This window comes from Streptomyces sp. BJ20 (assembly GCF_022869105.1).
GTDB classification, from domain to species: domain Bacteria; phylum Actinomycetota; class Actinomycetes; order Streptomycetales; family Streptomycetaceae; genus Streptomyces; species Streptomyces griseoincarnatus.
The window spans coordinates 3,791,887-3,814,600 of record NZ_CP094918.1 but is presented as its reverse complement, the minus strand read 5'-3'; the positions used below and the strand labels follow the sequence as shown (position 1 = coordinate 3,814,600).

The window sequence follows — 22,714 nt, the reverse complement described above, 5'->3', positions numbered from 1 at the left end:
GGCACAGGCCGTGCACGACACCACCGCACCCCAGGACGAGGACTTCCCCGCCGTAGCCGTCATCGGCATGGCGGGCCGCTTCCCCGGCGCCGACGACCTCGACGCCTTCTGGGACAACCTCGCGGCCGGCCGGGAGTCCGTACGGCCCGTCACCGACGAGGAGTTCCTCGCCGCGGGCGGCGACCCGCGCGACCTCGACGACCCGTCACTGATCCGCAAGGCGTCCGTCGTCGAGGGCATCGACCGCTTCGACTCCGGCTTCTTCGGCTACAGCCCGGCCGAAGCCGCGGTCGTCGACCCGCAGCAGCGACTGCTGCTGGAGACGGCCTACCACGCCCTGGAGGACGCCGGCTGCCTCGGCGCCGACCGGTCCGGAGAGGCGTTCGGCGTGTACGCCGGGGCGGGTGACAGCCGCTACTACCCGGCCCACGTCCACCCCCGCTTCGCCGGGCAGCCCGGCTCGGTGGCCCTCGTCCACGCGGCCACGGCCAACTCCCTCGGCACCCTCGCCACCCGCGTCTCCTACGAACTCGGCCTCACCGGGCCCAGCGTGTCCCTGCAGACGGCCTGCTCCACCGCGCTGGTCGCCGTGCACACCGCCTGCCAGGACCTGCTCGACCACCGCTGCGACACCGCGCTCGCCGCCGCCGTCTCCCTCAACCCCTCGGCCGTCCTGGGCTACCGCCACGTGCCCGACGGACCCTTCTCGCCCGACGGGCACTGCCGGGCCTTCTCCGCGGACGCCGCCGGCACCTCCTCCGGCGACGGAGTGGGAGCCGTCGTCCTCAAGCGGCTGGAGGACGCCCTCGCCGACGGCGACCGCATCCGCGCCGTCATCCGCGGCAGCGCCGTCAACAACGACGGCCGCCGCAAGGTCGGCTTCAGCGCCCCCAGCGCCGCCGGACAGACCGAGGTCGTTCTCGCCGCGCAGGCACAGGCGGAGGTCGACGCCGGCACCATCGGCCTGATCGAGGCCCACGGCACCGCCACCAGACTCGGCGACCCGATCGAGGTGTCCGCCCTGACGGAGGCCTTCCGGCACAGCACCGACAGGACCGGATTCTGCGCGCTCGGCTCGGTCAAGACCAACATCGGCCACCTCGGAGCCGCCGCCGGCATCGCCGGACTCATCAAGGCCGTCCTGGCCCTGGAACACCGGCAGATCCCGCCCAGCTTGCACTTCGACCGGCCCAACCCGCTCATCGACTTCGACGCGAGCCCTTTCCGCGTGCCCACCGCCCTGGAGGACTGGCCCGAGGGGGAGCACCCCCGCCGGGCCGCCGTCAGCGCCTTCGGCATCGGCGGCACCAACGCCCACGTCGTCCTGGAGGAGGCACCCCGCGTCGCACCCGCCGCGCCGCGCCCGCCCGAGGAGGAGCGCCGTGTGGTACTGCCGCTGTCGGCGCGCACCGCCGGTGCCCTGCGCGGCCAGGCCGAGGCACTCGCGCGGCATCTGGAGCGCCGCCCGGACCTGCGCCTGGACGACGTGGCCCACTCCCTGCGCACCGACCGGCCCGCGCTGCGCCACCGGCTCACCGTCTCGGCGGTCTCCCGCGCCGAGGCCCTCGACGCGCTGCGCTCCGCCGCCCCGGCCACCCCGCCGCTGTCCGGCGACCCGGTCCGAGTGGCGTTCCTGCTTCCCGGCGGCGGCACCCAGTACCCCGGCATGGGCAAGGAGCTGTACCGCGACCACGCCGTCCATCGCGACACCGTCGACGAGTGCGCCCGCATCCTGCGGCCGGTCCTCGGCACCGACCTGCGCACCGCCCTCTTCGAGGAGCGACGGCCCGACGACCTCAGCGCGTTCCTCGGACTCGTCGTCACCGAGTACGCCCTGGCCCGCACCCTCATGGAGTCGGGCGTGCGCCCCGACGCGCTGATCGGCCACTCGCTCGGCGAGTACACGGCCGCCTGCCTGGCCGGCGTCATCGACCTGGCGGACATGCTGCCCCTGGTCACCGAACGCATCCGGCTCATCAGCTCCGCCGGCGGGGCCACGGTCGGCGTCGCCGCCCCGGCGGAGGACGTCCGGCCCCTGCTCGACGCCGATCTGTCCCTGGCCGCCGTCAACGGCCCCAGTGCCTGCACCGTCGCCGGGCACGTCGACGCCGTCGCCCGCTTCGAGGCCGAACTCACCCGTCGCGGCGTCCCGTTCCGCCGCCTGCGCATCCCCGTCGCGGCCCACTCCCACGTCCTGGACCCCGTCCTGCCGGCCTACGAGACCCACCTGCGCCAGGTCACCCTGCGCCCGCCGCGCATCCCGTACGTCACCAATGTCACCGGCACCTGGATCACCGACGCACAGGCCACCTCCGTACGGCACTGGATCGACCACACCCGCGACACCGTGCGGTTCGCCGACGGCATCACCGCCCTGTGGGACCGGCTGCGTCCCGTCCTCGTGGAGATCGGGCCCGGCGACACCCTGACCAAGCTCGCCACCGGCCGTCTCACCGACGAGGCACCGGTCACGGTGACCACCATGCGGCACGCCAAGGCCGAGGCGTCCGACGGGTTCGTCCTCGCCGAGGCACTGGGACGGCTGTGGAGCGCGGGCGTGGACAGCGCCCTGCCCCCGGTGCCGGGGGCGCCCCGGCGGGTGCCGCTGCCCCCGTACGCCTTCGAACGCCGGCGCCACTGGATCGACGCACCGGGCGCCCGGACGGACCCCGCCACCTCCGACGACACCCCGGCCGCCGCGGACTCCGGCCTCGCCCCCCGGCCCCGGCTGACGACCGAGCACGTACCGCCCCGCACGGACCGCGAACGCGAGGTCGCCCGGCTCTGGGAGGAGACCCTCGGCATCGGCGGCATCGGGCTGCACGACAACTTCTTCGACCTCGGCGGCGACTCGATGCGCGCCGTGCTGCTGGCGGGCCGGCTGCGCCAGGCCGGTGTCCTCGACGTCCCGGCGGCGACCCTGCTGGCCGCACCCACCGTGGCCGGGGTCCTCGCCGCGGCCGACGAGCCGGCCGAGAAGGCGCCGGACAGCACCCCCACCGCGCTCGGCCCCCTGCTGCCACTGCGCGCCGAGGGCACCGCCACGCCCCTGTTCTGCGTCCACCCCGGCGCGGGCATCGCATGGCGCTACACGGGCCTGCTGCCCCACCTCGGCGGCGACCAGCCCGTCCACGGCATCCAGGCGGCCGGCCTCGACGGCGCCCGGCCGCCCGCCCCGGACGCCGCCGCCATGGTCGCCCACTACCTCGACCTGGTGCGCCAGGTGCAACCCCACGGTCCCTACCGGCTGCTGGGCTGGTCCTACGGCGGATTCGTCGCCCACGCCATGGCCTGCGCCCTCCAGCGCGACGGGGAGCGGGTCGAGCTCCTCGCCATGCTGGACGCCCCCCAGCCGCACGGCGCCGCCCACGACCCCGAGGCGGCCGAACGCCAGGTCGCGGCCCTGCTGTCCAGGGTGGCCGGTCTCGCGGTCGACGGGGCGCCCGTGGACACCGTCCTGGACCGGATCGACGCCCGGGTCACGGCCGACCCGTCGAGCGTGCCCGTGACCCGCGCCGAGGCCGCCGCCATCGCCGCCGTCATGCGCAACAACCTGCGCATCGCGCCCCAGTTCGCTCCAGGCGTCTACCGGGGGGACGTGCTGTTCTTCAGCGCCGCGGAGGAGCAGCCCACCGACTCCCCGGCGGATCTGGCGGTGCTGCCGGGCAAGGCCGACAGCTGGCGGCCCTACGTCGACGGAACCCTCCACGACCACCACGTGCCCTGCGGCCACTACGAGATGACCGAACCCGAACCGATCGCCCGTATCGGCGAAGCGGTCGCCAAGGCCCTGCGCGGCCTCGGCGACCGGGCCTCCACCTCCCCTTCCCCCTGAACCCGCGTCGAGGAGAACCAGCGTGAGTGCGACCCAGGACCTCTACGAACTCGGTGACGCGCCCGAGATCGGCTCCGCCCCCAAGAAGATGTACGCCTCGCTCATCCGCCGTGAGCGCTACGGACAGCCCGTCGACGCCTTCCGCACCGAGGTGGTCGACGTCCCGCCCGTGGGGCGCGGCCAGGTCCTGGTGAAGGTGATGGCGGCCGGCATCAACTACAACAACGTCTGGGCGGCGCTCGGTTCGCCGCTCGACGTGATCGCCGCGCGGCAGAAGGCGGGCGCCACCGAGGACTTCCACATCGGCGGCTCCGACCTGTCCGGGATCGTGTGGGCGACCGGCGAGGACGTGCGCGGGGTGAAGCTCGGGGACGAGGTGGTCGTCCTCGCCAACCGCTGGGACGAGAAGGCCGAGGACATCCGCCTCGGCGGCGACCCCACCTGGTCCACCAGCCAGCGAGTGTGGGGCTACGAGGAGAACTACGGCTCCTTCGCCCAGTTCGCGGTGGTCGACGACTACATGTGCCACCCCAAGCCCGCCCGGCTGTCGTGGGCCGAGGCCGCCTGCTACATGGCGACCGCCGCCACCGCCTACCGCCAGCTGTTCGGCTGGCCGCCGCACACGGTGCGCCCGGGTGACCCGGTGCTGATCTGGGGCGGCGCCGGCGGACTCGGCTCCATCGCCATCCAGCTCGTCCGGCACGTCGGCGGCATCCCCGTCGCGGTCGTCTCCAGCGAGGAACGCGGCGAGTTCTGCCTCAAGTTGGGCGCCGAGGGCTACATCGACCGGCGGAGGTTCGACCACTGGGGACGGCTGCCGGACACCTCCGACGACGAGGCCATGGGCCGCTGGCTGTCCGGGGCCCGCGCCTTCGGGCGGGCCTTCTGGGACGTACTGGGAGAGCGCCGCAGCCCGCGGGTCGTGCTGGAGCACTCCGGCGCCGACACCATCCCCACGTCCCTGTACCTGTGCGACAACGGCGGCATGGTCGTCCTGTGCGGCGGCACCACCGGCTACAACGGCGACGTCGACCTGCGGTTCCTGTGGATGCGGCAGAAGCGCCTGCAGGGCTCGCACGTCGCCACCGCCCGTGAGGCGCGCGAGGTGACGCGGCTGATCGACCAGGGAATCATCGACCCCTGCCTGTCCCGAACCTTCGATTTCGACGAGATCGGCCTCGCGCACCAGCTCATCCACGACAACCGCCACCCGGCGGGCAACATGGCCGCCAGGGTCGGCGACCGCGGGTGATTCACGCCCGGCCAGAGGGGTACCTGCGGCGGGGTACGACGCACACGCACCTCCCGGAGGTACCCCCATGGGCAAGCTGGGCGACATGATGAACAAGGCCAAGCAGATGGCCAAGGGTCACCCCGACCAGGCCGACAAGGGCGTCTCGCGCGCCGAGCGCATGGTCGACGAGCGGACGGGCGACAAGTACGACGCCAAGACCGACAAGGCGGCCGACGCGGCCCGGCGTTCCTACCGGGACGGCGGCACGCCGGAGCGCTGAACCGACCCGCCGCCCGCCCCCGGTGCGCCAGGGGCGGGCGGCGTCCGCTCAGCCGCGGGTGTCGGCCCGGCCGATGACGTAGCTGAAAGCTCCCGCGCCGACCCGCACGACCCGCACCCGTACGGCGCGGGCGGGATCGGCGCGCAGGCACACACGCAGACCGTCCTCGCCGTCCTCGCGGGGCGAGACCCTCAACCCCCGCAGACTGTCCGCCGGACCCTCCCGGCCCTCACCCGCCATCACGGTGAGCGCCTTCCACGCCGACTCCTTGACGGAGAACAACTCCGTCACCGACCAGCCCGCGTCCGCACCGGGCGGCAGCCCCGCGTCGGCGAGCAGGGACTCCTCGTCCTCGCGCAGCACCAGGCGGGCCGCCTCGCGGGGGAGGGGCCGCAGCTCCAGGTCGCAGCCGAGCGGCAGGTCCCGGCCGGGGGCACCGGCCACGGCGACGGCGATGCCCGTACTGTGCGAGATCGACGCGGTCCGGCCCGGCGGGAACACCGGCAGGCGCCCCGACCGGGGGATCTCCCCGCAGTCCAGCCCCACCGCACGCAGGGCCCGCCGGGCGGCCCGCCGGCCGGCCAGGAACTCCAGCCGGCGCCTCGGCGGCATGGCCGCGGCGGCGGCCGCCTCGGCGGGCCCGGCCGGTTCCGGGCCCGGCTCCGACACGGCAGCCACGCCCAGCCCGAGCCCGTCGGCAGCCAAGAGCGGCCCGAGCGCCACCAGGCCCCCCACGACCGGTGCTGTCCCCCCGGACTCCACACCGACCCGAACCCGCGAAGCGGCCGTCCGCACGACTTCCTCATCGGCCTGCACCGACCACACGGCGGCTTCCGCACGTGTCCGGGCCGCTCGCGAGGGCTTCACATGGGCTGGGGCCGCTCGCGAGGGTTTCACATCGGCCGGGGCCGCCCGCGAGAGCATCACATCGGCCGGGGACGTCCGCGTGGGTTCTGCAGCGGGCGGTGCTGTCGATACGGGGTCTGGGGCCGCCGGGACTCTCCGCGCGGGCTTGGCATCCGCGGGGCCCGTCCGCGTGGGCTTGGCACCCGCGGGGCCCGTCCGCACGGGCTCTCCCTCGGCCTGGGCCCGCCACGCGGGCTCTCCATCGGCCCCAGCCGTCCTGGGCTCCGCACCTCCCTGACCTGTCCCCGCCGGGGATCCAGCCGCCGGCTTCCCCTCGCCCTGCGCCGTCCGCCAGGACCCCGCGTCGGTCCCGGCCGGCCCGCTGCGCTCCGCTCCGGCTCGGCCGGGCCGTGTGCGTACGGCAGCGACCCGGGTCGGCCACGTCGGAGACGCCGTGGCCGACCCGGGTCGCGTCGGGCTCCCGGTCATCGCCGTTCGCCGCCGCACGCGCTCACGCCCGCAACAGCTTCTTGATGATCTTCCCGGCGGGATTGCGCGGCACCTGCTCGATGAACTCGACCCGCCGCGGCCGCTTGTACGGCGCCAGCAGCCCCGCGACATGCGCGAGCAGCTCCGCCGTGCCCGGCTCCGCGTCCGTCTCCAGCGCGACGTACGCCAGCGGCACCTCGCCGTAGTCCTCGTCGGGCATGCCGACGACCGCCGCGTCCCGGACCGCCGGGTGGGTCATCAGAGCGCGCTCGATCTCCGAGGGGTAGACGTTCTGGCCCGCCCGGATGATCACGTCCTTGGTGCGGTCCACCAGGCTGATGCGGCCGTCCTCGTCCATGAAGCCGAGGTCGCCCGTCCTGGTCCAGCCGTTCCGGGTGATCTCCCGCGTGGCCTCCGGGTCGTTCCAGTAGCCCTGCATGACGCCCGGCCCGCGCACCACGATCTCGCCGATCTCGCCGGGCGGCAGCTCCCGGCCGTTCTCGTCCACGGCGCGGGCGGACATGCCCGGCACGACCCGCCCGCACGGGATGCGGGCGGTGACGTCCCCGGGTGCGGGGTGCTCGTCGGGACCGAGCGTGACGAACGGGCCGCCCACCTCGGTCATGCCGTACACCTGCCGGAAGCCGCACCCGAGCCGTTCCACCGCGTCGGCGTAGACGTCGAGCGGCATCGGGGCAGCCCCGTACAGCACCTCCCGCAGGGAGGACAGGTCGGTGCGCAGGGACGTCTTCGCCTGGAGCATGAAGCGCAGCATCTGCGGCACCAGCCACATGTGGGTGGCGCGGTGCGCCTCCACCGCGGACAGCGCCCGCTGCGGGGTGAACCCGGGCATCAGCACGACCGTCGCGCCGGCCGCCAGATAGGTCAGGGAGACGACCATGCTGCCGTGGTACAGCGGGCAGCAGTTGACCATGACGATGTCGTCCGTGGGGCGGGCCATCACCAGCCAGCCGAGCGCGATGGCGCGGAACGACGCGCTGTCGACGGTCACCCCCTTGGCCTGCCCGGTGGTCGCCGAGGTGTGCAGCACGGCGATCGGGTCCGTGTCGGCCACGTCCGGCAGGTCCCGCTCGGCGGACAGAGTGCCCAGCGACGCGAAGGCGGGCTTGTCGAAGGCCACCCGGAGCCGCACCGAGGACGGCAGTCCGGTGTGCCGGTCCAGCAGCTCGGACTCACCGAGGACGGCCACCGCGCCGACGCGCTCGACGATCCCGGCGACCTCGGGCTCGGCCAGACTGTGGTTCAGCGGCACGAAGAGCGCGCCGAGCCGGGCCAGCGCGAAGTAGCTCTCCAGGACCTCGATCCGGTCCTTGGACAGCACGGCCACCCGGTCGCCCCGCCGAATCCCCAAGTCAGCCAGACCGCAGGCGAGTTGCAGCGTACGGTCATGCAGTTCGGCCCAGGTGACGCTGCGTTCCTCGTCCACCAGCGCGGTCCGGCCGGGCCGGCACTGACGGTTGCGCTCCAGCAGTTGCGTCAGCCACATCACACACCGCCGCTCGTCCTGGCTGCCGTGCGCCCGGCCACGAAACGCTCGTAGTCGCCGATGGTGCGCAACTCCTCCATGTCCTCGGCGGTGATCTCGACGCCGAGCCGCTGCTCGACCAGCAGGACGAGACGCACCAGGTCCCCGGAGTCGATGCCGCTGGCTGCCAGGTCGGCGTCGTCGCCGATCCGGTCGGCGTACTCGACGGTGCCGGTGAGTTCGACCAGCAACTCCCTGATGGTGCTCATGGTTTCCCCTTTCGCCCCGGCGTGCCGGCCGCCGCGGTCCACGACTGTCACCCCGTCAAGAGGCGGCTGCGGCCCATCCCACTCCCCGGCCCTTCCCGTGAGCTTTGTCACGCGCCCCGACTGACGCGGCGGGGATAGCCGGGCCCCGGCTACGGCCTCTTACCGCAAAGAAGCAACCCGCTCCACCCGGCCCCGCGGTGGGCGGTTCCCCAGCCGAAGGAGTGATGCGCGTGCCCAGGCAGCCGGTACGGGACCGGGTCCGGGGGCGGCGCCCGGAGCACGGCACCGCGGCGACGGTCACCGGACGCCCGGGCGGTGTCCGGTGACCGCGCCGACCACCACACCCACCCCCGCTACCGTGGACGCGGCGGCCGCCCCGGACGAGGACGAGCTGCTCGCCCACTTCGACGCGCTCATCGCCGGTGGCGAGACGATCGAACCGCGCGACTGGATGCCCGACGGCTACCGCCGCATGCTGGTCCGTCAGATCGCCCAGCACGCACACTCCGAGATCATCGGCATGCAGCCCGAGGGCGCCTGGCTCACCCGCGCCCCGTCCCTGCACCGCAAGTCGGTCCTGCTCGCCAAGGTGCAGGACGAGGCGGGCCACGGCCTGTACCTGTACTCCGCGGCCGAGACACTCGGCGTGGACCGCGCCGACCTGCTGGACGCCCTGCACCACGGCCGCCAGCGCGCCTCGGCCACCTTCAACCATCCCGCGCTGACCTGGGCGGACACCGGTGCCATCGCCTGGCTGACGGACGGCGCCGCCGTCATCAACCAGGCACCCCTGTGCCGCACCTCCTACGGGCCCTACGCGCGGGCCATGCGCCGCGTCTGCCAGGAGGAGGCCTTCCACGTGCGGCAGGGCTACGACCTGATGCGCGCCCTGTGCGAGGGGACCCCGGAGCAGAAGGAGATGGCGCAGGACGCGGTGAACCGCTGGTGGCTGCCGGCGGTGGCGCTGATGTTCGGACCGCCCGACACCGAGGCGGGCGGCGCCGACGCGCGCACCGCCGCGCTGGGAGCTGCGGTCTCCCGCCGCGCGATGGCCTGGGGCATCAAACGCCACACCAACGACGAACTGCGCCAGCGTTTCGTCGACACCTGCGTCCCGCAGGCCGAGCGACTCGGCCTGACGCTGCCCGACCCGGCGATCCGCTGGAACGAGGAGCGCGGCCACTACGACTTCACGCCCGTCGACTGGGACACCTACCGCACGGCCCTGGGCGACGACACCCACTGGGCGCGCGGGCGCATCGCCCATCGCCTGGCCGCGCACGAGGACGGCGCCTGGGTCCGGGAGGCCGCCGTCGCGTACGCCGCGAGGACGGACGAGCCGGCGGGAGCGGCCGCATGAGCGCGGCACGGGAGGGCGCGCCGGCCTCCTGGGAGGTGTTCCTGCGGGCCCGCAGGGGCCTGGCCCATCAGCACGTGGGGTCGGTGCGCGCCGCCGGCCCGGACGCGGCCCTGGCCGCCGCCCGCGATCTGTACGCACGGCGCGGCGAGCCCCTGTCGCTGTGGGTGGTCCGCTCCGACGCCCTGCACACGGCCTCCCCGGACGAACGCGACCCGTACTTCGCGGGCGCCCGCCACAAGCCGTACCGCTACCCCGAGCACTACGCGCCGCTGACCGAGAAAGGCCCCGAAGGTGAGCACCACGAGTGACGTCACGGCGGTGCCTCCCGGCTCCCCGCCGGGCGAGCCGCCGTCCGCCGCCGATCCCGACCTCGCCCGGCACCTGACCTGCCTCGGCGACGACGCCCTCGTCCTCGCACAGCGGCTGTGCCAGTGGATCACCCGCGCGCCGACCATCGACGAGGACCTGGCCCTGTCCAACATCGCCCTCGACCTCATCGGCCACGCCCGCACGCTCCTCTCCCGCGCCGGCCGCCTCGACGGGACCGGCCGCGGCGAGGACGACCTCGCCTACTCCCGCTCGGAACGCGAGTTCACCAACGCCCTGCTGACCGAACTCCCCAACGGGGATTTCGCCATGACCGTGGCCCGGCAACTCGCCTACACCCACTACGCCGTCCTGCACTACGAGGCCCTGACGCACTGCGCCGACCCCGACCTCGCCGCCTTCGGCGTCCGGGCCGCCAAGGAGGTCGCCTTCCACCGGCTGCACGCCGACCGCTGGACGGTGACACTGGGACGCGGCACGCCGGAGAGCACCCGCCGCATGCAGCGGGCCCTGGAGAGGGTGTGGCCCTACACCGGCGAACTCTTCGAGGAGAACGACGTCCTGCGCCGCCTGGCCGCATCCGGCACCGTGCCCTCACCGGCAGCGCTGCACGACACCTGGCTCACCCGGGTCACCGAGGTCGTCACCGAGGCGGGACTCGCCGTGCCCGCTCCCAGCTGGTCCGCCACCGGCGGCCGCTCGGGCCTCCACACGGAGGAGTTCGGCCCGCTGATCGCGGAACTGCAGTCCGTACGGCGACAGTTCCCCGGAGGCACCTGGTGAGCGGGCACGCACCGGTCACCGCCCGCCTCTCCGCCGAGGAGGTGCGCGAACGGGTGGCCGCGCTGCCCGACCCGGAACTGCCGGTGATCGGCCTCGGCGACCTCGGCGTGGTGCACTCCGTCGCTCCCGGCGCCGACGGCGTGCTGGAGGTGGAGATCACTCCCACCTACCTGGGCTGCCCCGCTCTGCCCGAGATCACCGCGGCGGTACGGGAGGTCCTTGCCGCCTGCGGTCACCCCGACGGCGTTGTCCGGCACGTCCTCACGCCCGCCTGGACGACGGACCGCATCACCCCCGAAGGACGCCGCGCCCTCTCCGCGCACGGCATCGCCCCACCCGTGTCCCCGGCGCCCGACGGCCCGGTCCCCGTCGCACTGGGCGCGGTGCCCTGCCCGCACTGCGGCTCGACGGCCACCCGCCCGCACAGCGCCTTCGGGCCGTCCCGCTGCCAGTCGGTGCTGTGGTGCACGGCGTGCCGCGAGCCCTTCCCCCACCTGACCGCGCTGTGAGGCACACCGTGAACACCGCCCCGCCCGCCTTGCGCGACCAGGTGCCGGCCAGTCCGCGCCGCCGCACCGGCCGCCACACCCTCGCCGTCACGGACGTCCGGCGCCTGACCGCCGACACGGTGGCCGTCACCCTCCACGTGCCCGCCGACCTGAGTGACGTCTTCGCCCACCGCCCCGGCCAGCACGTCGTCGTCCGTCACCGCCGGGACGGCACCGAACTGCGTCGCAGCTACTCGATCTGCCCGCCACCGCACGCACCCGGGGCGCTCCGTCTGGTGATCAAGAGGTCCGGTCCCGGCGGCTTCGGTGATCATGCCACCACCCGGCTCGCACCGGGCGCGCGGCTGGAACTCTCGCCGCCCACCGGCGCCTTCGCCCTGCCGGAGCTGCCGGGCGCCCATCACGTCCTCCTCGCGGGCGGCACCGGCATCACCCCGCTGGCCCCGATGGCCGCCCATGCCCTACGCAGGGACCCGGCCTGCCGTGTCAGCCTCGTGCACTCGGTCCGCACCTCCGCCGACGCCCTGCTGGCCGACGAACTGGCCGAGGTCAAGGACGAGTTCCTGGACCGCTTCACCGTCCTGTACGTGCTGACGCGGGAGGATCGGGGGAGCGGGAGCGGGCCGCTCGCCCGGCGGCTGGACGAGTCCGGGGTGCGCCGGCTGCTGACGGCCGTGGACGCCCGCCCGGGCCCGGACACCACGTTCGCCCTGTGCGGCCCGCCCGGCCTCGTCACCACCGCACGGCGCGTCCTGGCCGACTCGGGAGCCGACCCGTCGCTCGTGCGCTGGGAGCTGTTCACGGCCGACGGTACGCAGCCGACGCCGCCGGAGCGTACCGGGCGGGCACCCGGGGCGGGGGAGCACCGGGTCACCGCCCTGCTCGACGGGCGCCGCCGGGTCGCCACCGTGCTGCCGGACGACCCGGCCCTGCTCGACGCACTGCTGCGCAGCCACCCCGACGTGCCGTACGCCTGCCGTGAGGGCGTCTGCGGCAGTTGCCGCGCGAAGGTCCTGTCCGGGCAGGTGACGGCGGACCGTGACTACGCCCTGGACGAACGGGACCGCGCCGCCGGCTACACGCTCGTCTGCCGCGCGAGGCCCCGCACCCCCGAGCTCCTTCTCGACTTCGACGCCTGACCCCGCCCGCCACGCCCTTCAGCGAAGGAGACCACGATGACCGCCACCGACCGCCACGCGGGAAAGACCGCCCTGGTCACCGGAGGCAGCCGCGGCATCGGCCGAGCCATCAGCCACCGCCTCGCCCGAGAGGGCGCCCTGGTGGCGGTCCACTACGGCCACGACCTGACGGCCGCCGAGCGGACCGTCAAGGAGATCCAGGCCGACGGCGGCCGCGCCTTCCCCGTACACGCCGAACTCGGCGTCCCCGGCGACGCCGACACCCTGTGGGCCGCCTTCGACGAGGCCGTGGCGGACCAGGACGCCCCGGCCGGCCTGGACATCCTCGTCAACAACGCGGGCATCACCGTCCCCCGCCCCCTCGCCCAGGTGACCGAAGCCGACTACGACCGCGTCTTCGCCATCAACACCAAGGCGCCGTTCTTCATCATCCAGCGCGGACTGGACCGCCTCCGGGACGGCGGCAGGATCATCAACATCTCGTCCGTCGCGACCCGTGTCGCGTTCCCGCCGATCGTCTCCTACACCATGACCAAGGCCGCCCTGGACTACCTCACTCTCTCCCTGGCCCAGGAACTCGGTCCACGGGGCATCACCGTCAACGCCGTCGCGCCCGGCTACACCGAGACGGAGATCAACCCCACCCTCGCCGTCCCGGAGATCCGCCGCCGCTACTCCGAGGCCTCCACGTTCGGCCGGCTCGGCGACCCGGCGGACATCGCGGACGTCGTCTCCTTCGTGGCGAGCGACGACGCCCGCTGGGTGACCGGCCAGTGGATCGACGCGTCCGGCGGCGCCCACCTCGGTGTGTGACCCGTCCGCACCTCTAGGAGATGTGATGAACGACCGCACGACCACCATCGACCGGCCGGGCACGGACGACACCCTGACCCGCCCCTTCGAGGGCGCCAGCCCTTACGACACGTACGTGCACGCGTCCGTCCTCAACACACTGCAGCACCCGCTCACCGAGGCCCCGGACGAGATGGGCTTCCTCGTCACCACCCAGGTGATGGAACTCTGGTTCACTCTCGTCGTGCACGAGTGGCGCACCGCCAAGGTCGCCTTCGCCAAGGACGACCTGCCCGCCGCCATGGACGCGCTGGTGCGCAGCCGCCGCGCGCTGACCGCCCTGGGCGGCGCCTGGGCGCCCATCGCCGCCCTGACCCCCGCCCAGTTCAACGGCTTCCGGGCCGCGTTCGGCCGGGCGTCGGGCTTCCAGTCGGCGATGTACCGGCACATGGAGTTCCTCCTCGGTGACAAGTCCGCCCGACTGCTGCGCGCCCACCGCGGCGACCCTGCCGTCCACGAGGCGCTCGCCGAGACCTACCGCGAACCGTCCCTGTACGACGAGGTGCTGGCCTACCTCCACCGCCAGGGCCTGCCCGTCCCGCACCACGTCCGCGAACGGGACGTGACCAGCCCCTACGACGGCGACCCCGGTGTGGTGGAGACCTGGCGGCACGTCTACGCCGGGCCGCAGCACCACCCCCACCTCGCACTCGGCGAACTGCTCACCGACATCGCCGAACTCGTCACCCGCTGGCGCTTCGAGCACGTGCTGGTGGTCCGCCGGGCCATGGGAGCCAAACCCGGCAGCGCCGGATCGGCCGGGCTCGCCTGGCTGGAGCAGCGCGCGGCCCGGCCGGTCTTCCCCGAACTGTGGGAGGTGCGCGGTGACGTCTAGGACGATCTCCGCCTTCGCGGCCGAGGAGGAGCAGCGGGTCCTGAGCCTGAAGCCGGTCCTGGCACCGGTGCACGGCCGCTACGGGGACCACCCCCACCAGTCCTACGACGCCTGGCCGTCCGAGGACCCCGACGCCCCGCTGGTGATCCTGCTGCACGGCGGCTACTGGCGCTACGACCGGATGCACCTGACCCCGTTCGCGGCCTGGCTCTCCGCGCAGGGCTTCAGCGTGCTGCTCCCGGGCTTCCGCCGGTCCGGCGGCGCGGGCGGCTATCCCGAGACCTTCGACGACGTCGCCCGCATCGTGGACACGCTGCCCGAGGGGCGGCCCTATGTCCTGGCCGGCCACTGCTCCGGCGGGCACCTGGCCCTGTGGTGCGCCGCCCGCGGTCTGCTGCCGCCCGGCTCCCGCTGGCACACCCGCACCCTGCCGACGAGCGTGCTCGCCCTCGCGCCGATCACCGACCTCACCGCCACCCGCCGCGACCGTCTCAGCAATGACGCCGCCCTGCAACTCCTCGGCGGTGAGGAGCACTTCACCGAACGGCTGGCCGAGGTCGACCCCCTGACCCTGCTGCGCGACGCCGGGACCACCGGTGTCCCCACCGTGCTGCTGCACGGCGCCGCCGACGAGGAGGTCCCGCTCACCCAGTTCAGCGACTACGCGGCGGTGCACCGGGACCTCAGGACGGTCGTCCTGCCCGGCACCGGCCACTACACCCTCATCGAACCCGGAGCACCCGGCGCCCACGCGGTCGCCGACACCCTCCGGGACATCGCGGCCGCCTTCACCCCGGCGGGCGCCGGCCGCGCGGGCGAGGAGGCCCCACACCGATGACGACCGCACTCCCGGACGCCACCGTCCTGCGCGAGCAGGCCGCGCGGCTCGACGCCGACGACCCCCTGGCTCCCGTCCGCGAACGTTTCCTGCTCCCACCGGACGTCGTCTACCTCGACGGCAACTCCCTGGGGCCGCTGCCGGCCGCCGTGCCGGCGGCCCTGGACGACGTCGTACGGCGCCAGTGGGGCACCGCACTCATCGGCTCCTGGAACGCGGCCGGCTGGTGGCAGGCGCCGCTGCGCGTGGGCGACGCCATCGGCACACTCATCGGGGCCGCGCCGGGGCAGACGGTCGCCGGCGACTCCACCAGCGTGCAGTTGTTCACCGCGCTCGACGCCGCCGCCGCGCTCCGTCCGGACCGCCCGCTGCTGGTCACCGACCCCGGGCACTTCCCCACCGACCGCTACCTCGCCGACGCGGTCGCCCGCCGCCGCGGCCTTCAGGTACGGCACGTACCACCGCCGGACCTCCCGCACTTCCTCGCCACCGAGGGCCCACGGGTCGCCGTCGTCAGCTACTCGCCCGTCGACTTCCGCACCGGCGAGCTGTACGACATGCGGGCGCTGACCCGGGCCGCCCATGACGCCGGCGTCCTCGCACTGTGGGATCTGTGCCACGCCGCCGGCGCCCTGCCCCTGGAGGTCGACGCCCTCGGCGTGGACCTGGCGGTCGGCTGCGGCTACAAGTTCCTCTCCGGCGGCCCGGGCGCCCCCGCCTTCCTCTACGTGGCACAGCGCCACCACGCCGCGCTGGAGACGCCGCTGCCCGGCTGGACCGGCCACGCCGACCCGTTCGCCCTGGCGCGGGACTACACCCCCGCGCCCGGCATCGCCCGGGCCCGCATCGGTACCCCGCCCATCCTGTCCCTGCTCGCCCTCGAAGCGGCCCTCACCGCCTTCGACGGCGTCGACCTGCACCAGGTGCGTGCCAAGAGCCTGTCCCTCACGGGCTTCCTCCTGCGCTGCGCGGACGAACTCCTGGCGCCTCTGGGCTTCACCTCGGTCACCCCGTCCGACCCCGGGCGCCGGGGCAGCCAGGTCACCCTGCGCCACCCCCACGCCCACGGACTGGCCGTGGGCCTGGCCGGGCGCGGTGTCGTGGCCGACATGCGCGCGCCCGACCTGCTCCGCTTCGGCGTCAACGCCCTCTTCACCAGTCACGAGGACCTGCTCACCGCCGCTTCGCGCCTGCGTGACCTCACCGTCGAGGGCGCGTACGACCCGGCTCCTCCCAGCGCGGGACCGGTGACCTGAGCGGGCCGTCAGGAGGCGGCTGCCGCGACGTCAAGGCAGGGCGGACGGACGGAAGCTCCGCGTGGGCGAGTCGTCGCACGGACGCTGCACCAGGTCCGTACCGTTCGCCGAAGCTCGCCGGCACGCCCTGTGCCGCCCACCATGTGGCCGGAACCGTCGGCCTGGGGCTTACCGTCCTGATCCTCACCGTTCTGGGTGATGTCGCCGGGCGGCATCCGTGCCTTCGAGGAGGTCACCACCGCAAGGGCGGAACGTCACGGTGCGCGCCGTGTCCGCTCGCTGTATAGGGTGTCCGTCGTGCCTGGTGAAACTGACCTGCGACGACTCCTGATCGGCATGAGGCCGGAACTGAATCCGGGACGCTATGTGTTCACCACTGTGGCCGGTGGCGTCCCGTCCGGGGTGACCCCGGTCGTCACGGTGAGCGAACCGGAGGGCCTCACCCTGGTGCTGCGGCAGGAGGACGCCGAGGCGGCAGGGCTCGTTTACGACTACGTGGCCGGGTGGTTGGTCCTGCGGGTGCACTCCGCCCTGGACGCGGTGGGCCTGACCGCCACCGTCGCCCAGGAGCTCGCCGGCGCCGGGATGAGCTGCAATGTGGTGGCCGGCTTCCACCACGACCATCTCTTCGTGCCGTACGAGGCGAAGGACCGTGCCATGGAACTGCTCGAAGCACTCGCCCGCAGATGTGCGGCCGGCGTCGCGTAGTAGCCTCGGTGATCCATCCGGGAAGGGCCTTCGAGATGTAGGACGAGGAGACCGGGTCCTGCCGGGCGCTCCAGGCCCGTAGGTTCCCCTTCCCGTTGCAGGGGAGAGGACTGAAGGAATGACGGAAAGCGTGCGCACCTCGGAGACCATCGAGGTGGTGGGAGCACGGACCAACAACCTCCGCGACGTCACCGTGCGCATCCCCAAGGGACGGGTGGTGGCCTTCACCGGCGTCAGCGGCAGCGGCAAGACCTCCTTAGCCATCGACACCTTGCACAACGAGGCCCAACTCCGTTATCTGGAAGGGCTCTCGCCGTTCGTCCGGCAGTACATCACCCAGCGCAACCGCCCCAAGGTGGACCGCGTCCTCGGCCTGGGCGCCACCCTCGCCGTCGACCAGCGCCGGCTCAACCGCAACCCGCGCTCCACCGTCGCGACCATCACCGGCATCGACGGCCACCTCGGACTGCTCTACTCCCGGCTGCCCGGCATCGGCCCGGGAACGCCTCCCGGTGACGGCCCTCTCAGCTCCGCCCACTTCGACCGGCACACCCCGGAGGGGAGCTGCTCCGCCTGCCACGGCGTCGGCGGACTCTGGCAGGCGCGGGAGGAACTCATCATCACGCGACCGGAGTTGCCCCTCTTCGAGGGAGCCTCCCCCTGGTACGCGAAGTGGCGTTCCGCCGAACACGCCTTCATCCCCGCACTGGCCGAGAAGCGCGGCGTGGACCTCGCCCTGCCCTGGCAGTCGCTGCCCGAGCGCTTCCGTCACGAGGTGCTGTACGGCACGGGTGACGAGAAGATCGAAGCCACCGTCGACATGCCGAACAAGAACGAGACCTCCTCCTGGACGTACACCTCCAGCGAGCCGCTGCGCGGAGCGCTCGCCGAGGTGGAGCGGGTCTTCGCGAACGCGGCGACCCCCAGCGCGAAAGAGCGCTACCTGCCGTACATGCGCAAGATGCCCTGCACCACCTGCGGGGGCACCGGCTACGACGAGATCGCCCGGTCGGTGCGGCTGGGCGGGCTCGCCTACCCGGAACTGCTGGAGGCCGACGTCCGCGAGGTACGCGCCTGGGGCGAGCGGGTCACCTCCGGCCTCGACACCGCACAGCGCGCGGTCGGCGAACCCCTCCTGCAGGATCTCGCCCGCAGACTCCGGGTACTGGACCGCCTCGGCCTTGCCCACGTCCAACTGTCCCGCAGCGCGGCCACCCTGTCCGGCGGCGAACTCCAGCGCACCCGGCTCGCCGCCCAGCTCAGCACCGAACTCAGCGACATCATCTTCGTGCTCGACGAACCGGGCACCGGCCTCCACCCCGCCGACAAGGCCCATCTGCTGGACATGGCACGGGAGCTGCGCGCAGCCGGGAACACCGTGCTGCTGGTCGAGCACGACCCGGAGCTCATCGCCCGCGCCGACTGGGTGATCGACATGGGACCGGGCGCCGGGCGGCTGGGCGGCGAGGTGCTCGTCTCCGGCACCCCCGCCGACGTCGCAGGGCATCCCCGCTCGCTCACCGGCCACTACCTCGCCGGGAAGGGACCGCGGCTGCGCCGTACCCGCCGGCCGGTCGGGGAGGGCACCGGCTGGGTGGAGCTCCACGGGCTGTCCGCGCACAACGTGACAGCGGACCTGGTTCGCTTCCCCGTGGGCCGGCTGACCTGCCTGACCGGGGTCAGCGGCAGTGGCAAGAGCAGCCTCCTCGGCGCCCTCGGTGCAGGCACCGAGGCGGCTCTGGCCGGAACGGCGACCGACACCGTGCGCCGGGTCACCGGTGCCGAGACCTTCGGCTGGGTCGCCGTGGTCGACCAGGAGCCGATCGGCCGGACACCCCGGTCCAATCCCGCCACCTACAGCAAAGCGTTCGACATCGTCCGCAAGCTGTTCGCGGAGACCGACGAGGCACGCAAGCGCGGCATCAAGGCCTCCTGGTTCTCCTTCAACGCGGCCAACGGCGGACGCTGCGAGGTCTGCACCGGGTACGGCCGCAAGCTGGTCGACATGCACTTCCTGCCGGACGTGTGGGTGGTCTGCGACGCCTGCGAGGGACGCCGCTACACACCGGAGGCCCTGGAGATCACCTACCAGGGACTGACCATCGACGGAGTGCTGGAGCTGACCGTCGCCGAGGCCGTCGAACGCCTCACGGAGAACCGTCAGTTGGCGGAGGCGCTGAAGGCCATGGACCGGGTCGGCCTCGGCTATCTCCAACTCGGCCAGAACGCCACGGAACTCTCCGGAGGCGAGGCGCAGCGCCTCAAACTCGCGTCGGCCATCCAGCGCGGTTCCGCGGGACGCAAGGCCGGACTGGTCGTGCTCGACGAACCCGTCTCGGGTCTGCACCCCTCCGACATCCAGCGCATGGTGGACGCCTTCGACCTGCTCCTGGACTCGGGCAACACGGTGGTCGTCGCCGAGCACGACATCCCCGTCGCGGCCTCCGCGGACTGGGTGATCGACCTCGGCCCCGGCGCCGGACCCGACGGAGGCGCGGTCGTGGCGGCGGGCGTCCCTGACCAGGTCGCCGAGGCCCACACCCCGACCGCGGGCTATTTCCGCCGGTACATGGCGGGCCTGCCGCTGCTGGACGGGCACGGCGACCACTGAACCACCGGTGACGCCCCGCGCCCGGCCGTCGCGCACACGGTCAGGCGCGGGGCGACGCCAGTTCCACGACGGTGATGTCCGGGTCGGCGTCCAGGCGGACGGGCGGCCCCCAGAAGCCGGTGCCCCGGCTCACGTAGAGCAGGGTGTCCCGGTACCGGCTCAGCCCGGCGACGTTCGGCTCGACCAGGGACGCGAGACGGGTGAAGGGCCAGAGCTGGCCACCATGGGTGTGGCCGGACAACTGGAGGTCCACCCCGTACCGGGCGGCCTCCGTGACCTGAGCGGGCTGGTGGGCGAGGAGGACGACGGCCCGGTCCCGGTCACGTCCGCCCAGCGCCGCCTCGTAGTCGGGGCCGTCGTCATGGTCGACACCGCTCGCGTCCTCGACCCCGGCCAGGTCGAAGCCCGGCAGGGCGACCCGCTCGTTGCGCAAGGGACGCAGACCGAGCCCGCTCACGAAGCGGACCCACTGCTCGGCACCCGAGTAGAACTCGTGGTTCCCGGTGACGTAGTACGCGCCGTGCGGCGCCCGCAGGTCCGCGAGCGGTTCGGCGGCCCGCCCCTGGACAGCCACGTCGGCGTCCTCCACCAGGTCACCGACGAGCGCCACCAGGTCCGGCTCGGTGCCGTTGAGGAGGTCCACCAACTGCCGCGTGCGGGAACGCCCCACCAGGACGTTCAGATGGATGTCGCTGATCAGTGCGATCCGGAAGCCGTGGGCCTGCGGGCCGAGCCGGGCGAGGGGCACGACGAGGTGCCTGACGCGGGGCGGCCCCAGCGCGGTGTACGCGCCGTACCCCACGGCGGCGGTGGCGGCGGCCCCGGCGGCGACGGCGACGACCCGGCTCACGAACATGCGACGGGACGCCGCGAGCCCGTCGGCCGAGGCCGGCGCCGGGACGTCCGGGCCTGACGCGGAGCCCGTACCGTACGGGTGCTCCCCATCGCCCCCGGACGCCGTGCTCCGGGCCGCGGGCGCCGTGTCGCCGACGGAGCGCCGCCGCCGGACCCGCATCAGCAAGGGGCGGACCGCCTCCCCCACCAGCAGCGCCAGCGTCAGGTAGAGGAGCCCCGCCATCCAGGTGAAGCCCGGCCAGCCGACCGCGGTGGCCAGTGGCGCGGGCAGCGCGCGCTCCCCGGGCGGCGCGGCCACCAGCAGCAGCGCCAGCAGAACGATCAGGGCCGTACCGGCCCGGCGCCACCACGAACCGGGGGACGTCGTGGCACGGACCATCCGCCACCACACGTAGGAGTGGGCGCCGGCCAGGACCGGCAGCACGAGCGCGACGAACAACGCGGAGGACACCGGATCCCCGGATCAGCCGGCGACCGTGCGCGGCTCACCGCACCAGTGGCGCAGCGCCCTCGTCAACCCCCGGCCGGGTTCGACGCCCGCCCAGGCCACGTATCCATCGGGCCGGATCAGCACATGCGCGGGCCACCCGGCGCCGAGGGGTTCGGCGAGCACGCCCGTACGCAGCCGCGCCTCCCAGCCCGCGGCGGCCGGCGGACAGTCCTCCGTGCCGGTCAGCACGAAATGACCGCCCCGGAACAACTCGTACAGCCGCTCCGGGCCGCCGGGAGTCGTCACGAGCGGCCGGTCCGGTACCCGTCGGCCCGTCCACCGGTCACGCTTCTCCGCCGGGTAACGCAGGGTCAGCCCCGACAGATGCAGCACGTTCAGCCGGTGCACCGGCTTGATCCGCATCGACCACATCGCGGCCTTCCGCAGCACCCGTGAGGGAAGACTGTCGGAGGTCTCGAAGCGGAAGGACAGGTCGGTCTTGCGCAGCGTCTCCGCCGCGATCGGGTACCGCTCCGCCTCGTAACTGTCGAGCAGCCCCTGCGGCGCCCATCCGTCGAGCACCGCCCGCAGCTTCCAGCCCAGGTTGAACGCGTCCTGGATACCGGTCTGCAGCCCCTGTCCGCCGGACGGGATGTGCGTGTGCGCGGCGTCCCCGGCGAGCAGCACCCGGCCGACCCGGTACCTCTTCGCGTGCCGCTGCGAGCTGCGGAACCGGGACAGCCACAGCGGGTCGTGGATGCCGATGTCCGAGCCCAGGATGGCGCCGCAGCTCTCGCTCAGGTCCTCCAGCGTGAGCGGCTCGTCGGCGGGGACGGCGAACTTCTCGCGGTCCAGCACGATGACCCGGTACGTGCCGTCGCGGAACGGGAACAGGGCGGCCATGCCGCGCCGGGTGATCCGCGCGTACTCGGCCGGCCCCGGGGGACTGCTCAGCCGGGCGTCGGCCATCATCAGCGACTGGTCGTAGTTCCAGCCGTCGAACTCCACGCCGACGGCGTCACGAACGGTGCTGTTCACCCCGTCACAGCCGACGACGTACCGGGCCCGGACGGTGGCCGGACCCTCCGGACCCGTCAGCTCGACGTCGACCCCGTCGTCGTCCTGCGACAGCCCGGTCATCTCGGTCCCGGGCAGGAGCACCGCGCCCGCCTTCTCGGCGGCGGCCTGCAGCGCGTCCTCGGTCCGCGCCTGCGGGATGGACAGACTGAACGGGAAGGGCGTGTCGAGCAGACCGTAGTCCAGGTAGCCGTCCTCGTTGCCGAGCGGAGGATGCGGGCACTCCCGCCCCCAGGCCAGCAGGTCACCCACCCGGCCGCGCATGTCGAGAAGTTCCAGGGTACGGGGCTCGACCGTGCAGGCGCGGGACAGCCGGCTGCGCCCGGTGCGCTTGTCGACCACCTGGCAGGACACGCCGAAGCCGGCCAGTTCCGCCGCGAGCGCGAGCCCGGCGGGTCCGGCGCCGACGATGAGCACCTGTGGGGACGGCGGCATCTTCTGACTCCTTCGCAACGGCCGGACCCGCCGCACGGGCCGTGCGCGGGGCGCAGAACGACGGCAGGAGCGGGCCGGTCCAGGACCACGGGGCCGCTTCCCGTCGGGACACCGGCCAGTTAACGGGCGGGTGCGAAGCGGGCGCAACCACGCTGAGAACGAGGTAAGAGACGCCGGAGAGCGAGGACCCGCGGATGAGACCGGATCGAGCACCGGATTGAGAACGGCGCGTCCTAGCGTGGCGCCCGACCACGTGGTGC

Annotated in this window: 19 protein-coding genes; 14 read left to right on the top strand and 5 right to left on the bottom strand. The window is 73.6% G+C overall.

The annotated features are described in order from the left end of the window. Positions 1 to 10: 10 nt before the first annotated feature. The 3 genes from MTR79_RS17120 (at position 11) to MTR79_RS17110 (ending at position 5,349) form a co-directional block, all read left to right on the top strand. Complete coding sequence (locus MTR79_RS17120) at positions 11 to 3,835, top strand: beta-ketoacyl synthase N-terminal-like domain-containing protein (protein ID WP_348538758.1); 3,825 nt, start codon at positions 11 to 13, stop codon at positions 3,833 to 3,835. 22 nt (positions 3,836 to 3,857) lie between these two features. Beyond that, the gene (gene ccrA / locus MTR79_RS17115) at positions 3,858 to 5,087 is read left to right on the top strand and encodes a crotonyl-CoA carboxylase/reductase (RefSeq protein WP_048460451.1); all 1,230 of its coding nucleotides are present in this window, start codon (positions 3,858 to 3,860) and stop codon (positions 5,085 to 5,087) included. A 67-nt stretch (positions 5,088 to 5,154) separates the two neighbouring features. After that, positions 5,155 to 5,349 carry an antitoxin gene (locus MTR79_RS17110; protein ID WP_033277976.1) on the top strand — a complete coding sequence of 65 codons (195 nt, stop codon included), beginning with the start codon at positions 5,155 to 5,157 and terminating at the stop codon, positions 5,347 to 5,349. Between the two features lie 48 nt (positions 5,350 to 5,397). Here MTR79_RS17110 and MTR79_RS17105 read toward each other — a convergent pair whose 3' ends face one another. The 3 genes from MTR79_RS17105 to MTR79_RS17095 all read right to left on the bottom strand — a co-directional run bounded on the left by MTR79_RS17105 (position 5,398) and on the right by MTR79_RS17095 (position 8,439). Then, positions 5,398 to 6,084 (bottom strand): enterobactin synthetase, encoded by a 687-nt coding sequence (locus MTR79_RS17105; protein WP_244791075.1) that lies wholly within the window; start codon positions 6,082 to 6,084, stop codon positions 5,398 to 5,400. Between the two features lie 622 nt (positions 6,085 to 6,706). Continuing rightward, positions 6,707 to 8,191: an AMP-binding protein gene (locus MTR79_RS17100; RefSeq protein WP_244791073.1), complete on the bottom strand. Its 1,485-nt coding sequence runs from the start codon at positions 8,189 to 8,191 to the stop codon at positions 6,707 to 6,709. Beyond that, the gene (locus tag MTR79_RS17095; RefSeq protein WP_048460454.1) at positions 8,191 to 8,439 is read right to left on the bottom strand and encodes an acyl carrier protein; all 249 of its coding nucleotides are present in this window, start codon (positions 8,437 to 8,439) and stop codon (positions 8,191 to 8,193) included. Before MTR79_RS17095 ends, MTR79_RS17100 begins: the two co-directional genes overlap by 1 nt. 358 nt (positions 8,440 to 8,797) lie before the next feature. On the opposite strand from MTR79_RS17095, the gene paaA reads away from it, so the two are divergent. The 11 genes from paaA (at position 8,798) to MTR79_RS17040 (ending at position 19,657) form a co-directional block, all read left to right on the top strand. After that, complete coding sequence (paaA, locus tag MTR79_RS17090) at positions 8,798 to 9,799, top strand: 1,2-phenylacetyl-CoA epoxidase subunit PaaA (RefSeq protein ID WP_199208265.1); 1,002 nt, start codon at positions 8,798 to 8,800, stop codon at positions 9,797 to 9,799. Continuing rightward, the gene (locus MTR79_RS17085) at positions 9,796 to 10,107 is read left to right on the top strand and encodes a 1,2-phenylacetyl-CoA epoxidase subunit B (RefSeq protein WP_048460455.1); all 312 of its coding nucleotides are present in this window, start codon (positions 9,796 to 9,798) and stop codon (positions 10,105 to 10,107) included. The genes paaA and MTR79_RS17085 overlap by 4 nt, the downstream gene beginning before the upstream one ends. A 10-nt stretch (positions 10,108 to 10,117) precedes the next feature. Further along, on the top strand, positions 10,118 to 10,909 hold the full coding sequence (paaC, locus tag MTR79_RS17080; RefSeq protein ID WP_244793203.1) for a 1,2-phenylacetyl-CoA epoxidase subunit PaaC: 792 nt from the start codon (positions 10,118 to 10,120) through the stop codon (positions 10,907 to 10,909). Continuing rightward, positions 10,906 to 11,418, top strand: coding sequence for a 1,2-phenylacetyl-CoA epoxidase subunit PaaD (gene paaD / locus MTR79_RS17075; RefSeq protein WP_244791071.1), 513 nt, complete (start codon positions 10,906 to 10,908; stop codon positions 11,416 to 11,418). The genes paaC and paaD overlap by 4 nt, the downstream gene beginning before the upstream one ends. 8 nt (positions 11,419 to 11,426) lie before the next feature. Next, positions 11,427 to 12,557, top strand: coding sequence for a 2Fe-2S iron-sulfur cluster-binding protein (locus MTR79_RS17070; RefSeq protein WP_244791069.1), 1,131 nt, complete (start codon positions 11,427 to 11,429; stop codon positions 12,555 to 12,557). Positions 12,558 to 12,593: 36 nt separating this feature from the next. Then, positions 12,594 to 13,370, top strand: a complete 777-nt coding sequence (locus tag MTR79_RS17065; protein ID WP_244791067.1) for an SDR family oxidoreductase — start codon at positions 12,594 to 12,596, stop codon at positions 13,368 to 13,370. Positions 13,371 to 13,395: 25 nt separating this feature from the next. Further along, positions 13,396 to 14,244 carry a tryptophan 2,3-dioxygenase family protein gene (locus tag MTR79_RS17060; protein ID WP_189364855.1) on the top strand — a complete coding sequence of 283 codons (849 nt, stop codon included), beginning with the start codon at positions 13,396 to 13,398 and terminating at the stop codon, positions 14,242 to 14,244. Beyond that, positions 14,234 to 15,082 carry an alpha/beta fold hydrolase gene (locus MTR79_RS17055; protein ID WP_244791065.1) on the top strand — a complete coding sequence of 283 codons (849 nt, stop codon included), beginning with the start codon at positions 14,234 to 14,236 and terminating at the stop codon, positions 15,080 to 15,082. The genes MTR79_RS17060 and MTR79_RS17055 overlap by 11 nt, the downstream gene beginning before the upstream one ends. Then, positions 15,079 to 16,338, top strand: a complete 1,260-nt coding sequence (locus MTR79_RS17050; RefSeq protein ID WP_244791063.1) for an aminotransferase class V-fold PLP-dependent enzyme — start codon at positions 15,079 to 15,081, stop codon at positions 16,336 to 16,338. Before MTR79_RS17055 ends, MTR79_RS17050 begins: the two co-directional genes overlap by 4 nt. A gap of 297 nt (positions 16,339 to 16,635) precedes the next feature. Next, a complete protein-coding gene (locus MTR79_RS17045; protein ID WP_122215905.1) occupies positions 16,636 to 17,046 on the top strand; it encodes an ACT domain-containing protein in 411 nt (136 codons plus the stop codon). 118 nt (positions 17,047 to 17,164) lie between these two features. After that, positions 17,165 to 19,657 carry an excinuclease ABC subunit UvrA gene (locus tag MTR79_RS17040; protein ID WP_189364858.1) on the top strand — a complete coding sequence of 831 codons (2,493 nt, stop codon included), beginning with the start codon at positions 17,165 to 17,167 and terminating at the stop codon, positions 19,655 to 19,657. A gap of 40 nt (positions 19,658 to 19,697) precedes the next feature. Here MTR79_RS17040 and MTR79_RS17035 read toward each other — a convergent pair whose 3' ends face one another. Together MTR79_RS17035 and MTR79_RS17030 are read right to left on the bottom strand one after the other, a co-directional pair. Then, positions 19,698 to 20,963 (bottom strand): metallophosphoesterase, encoded by a 1,266-nt coding sequence (locus tag MTR79_RS17035; RefSeq protein ID WP_189364859.1) that lies wholly within the window; start codon positions 20,961 to 20,963, stop codon positions 19,698 to 19,700. A 12-nt stretch (positions 20,964 to 20,975) separates the two neighbouring features. Beyond that, positions 20,976 to 22,454: an FAD-dependent monooxygenase gene (locus MTR79_RS17030; protein WP_244791061.1), complete on the bottom strand. Its 1,479-nt coding sequence runs from the start codon at positions 22,452 to 22,454 to the stop codon at positions 20,976 to 20,978. Between the last annotated feature and the right edge of the window lie 260 nt (positions 22,455 to 22,714).

What these genes read in the sequence shown, in the direction of transcription:
- MTR79_RS17110 (WP_033277976.1), top strand. Translation starts at nt 5,155, where the DNA reads ATGGGCAAGCTGGGCGACATGATGAACAAGGCCAAGCAGATGGCCAAG.
- MTR79_RS17100 (WP_244791073.1), bottom strand. Translation starts at nt 8,191, where the DNA reads ATGTGGCTGACGCAACTGCTGGAGCGCAACCGTCAGTGCCGGCCCGGC.
- MTR79_RS17095 (WP_048460454.1), bottom strand. Translation starts at nt 8,439, where the DNA reads ATGAGCACCATCAGGGAGTTGCTGGTCGAACTCACCGGCACCGTCGAG.
- MTR79_RS17085 (WP_048460455.1), top strand. Translation starts at nt 9,796, where the DNA reads ATGAGCGCGGCACGGGAGGGCGCGCCGGCCTCCTGGGAGGTGTTCCTG.
- MTR79_RS17065 (WP_244791067.1), top strand. Translation starts at nt 12,594, where the DNA reads ATGACCGCCACCGACCGCCACGCGGGAAAGACCGCCCTGGTCACCGGA.
- MTR79_RS17060 (WP_189364855.1), top strand. Translation starts at nt 13,396, where the DNA reads ATGAACGACCGCACGACCACCATCGACCGGCCGGGCACGGACGACACC.
- MTR79_RS17050 (WP_244791063.1), top strand. Translation starts at nt 15,079, where the DNA reads ATGACGACCGCACTCCCGGACGCCACCGTCCTGCGCGAGCAGGCCGCG.
- MTR79_RS17040 (WP_189364858.1), top strand. Translation starts at nt 17,165, where the DNA reads ATGACGGAAAGCGTGCGCACCTCGGAGACCATCGAGGTGGTGGGAGCA.
- MTR79_RS17030 (WP_244791061.1), bottom strand. Translation starts at nt 22,454, where the DNA reads ATGCCGCCGTCCCCACAGGTGCTCATCGTCGGCGCCGGACCCGCCGGG.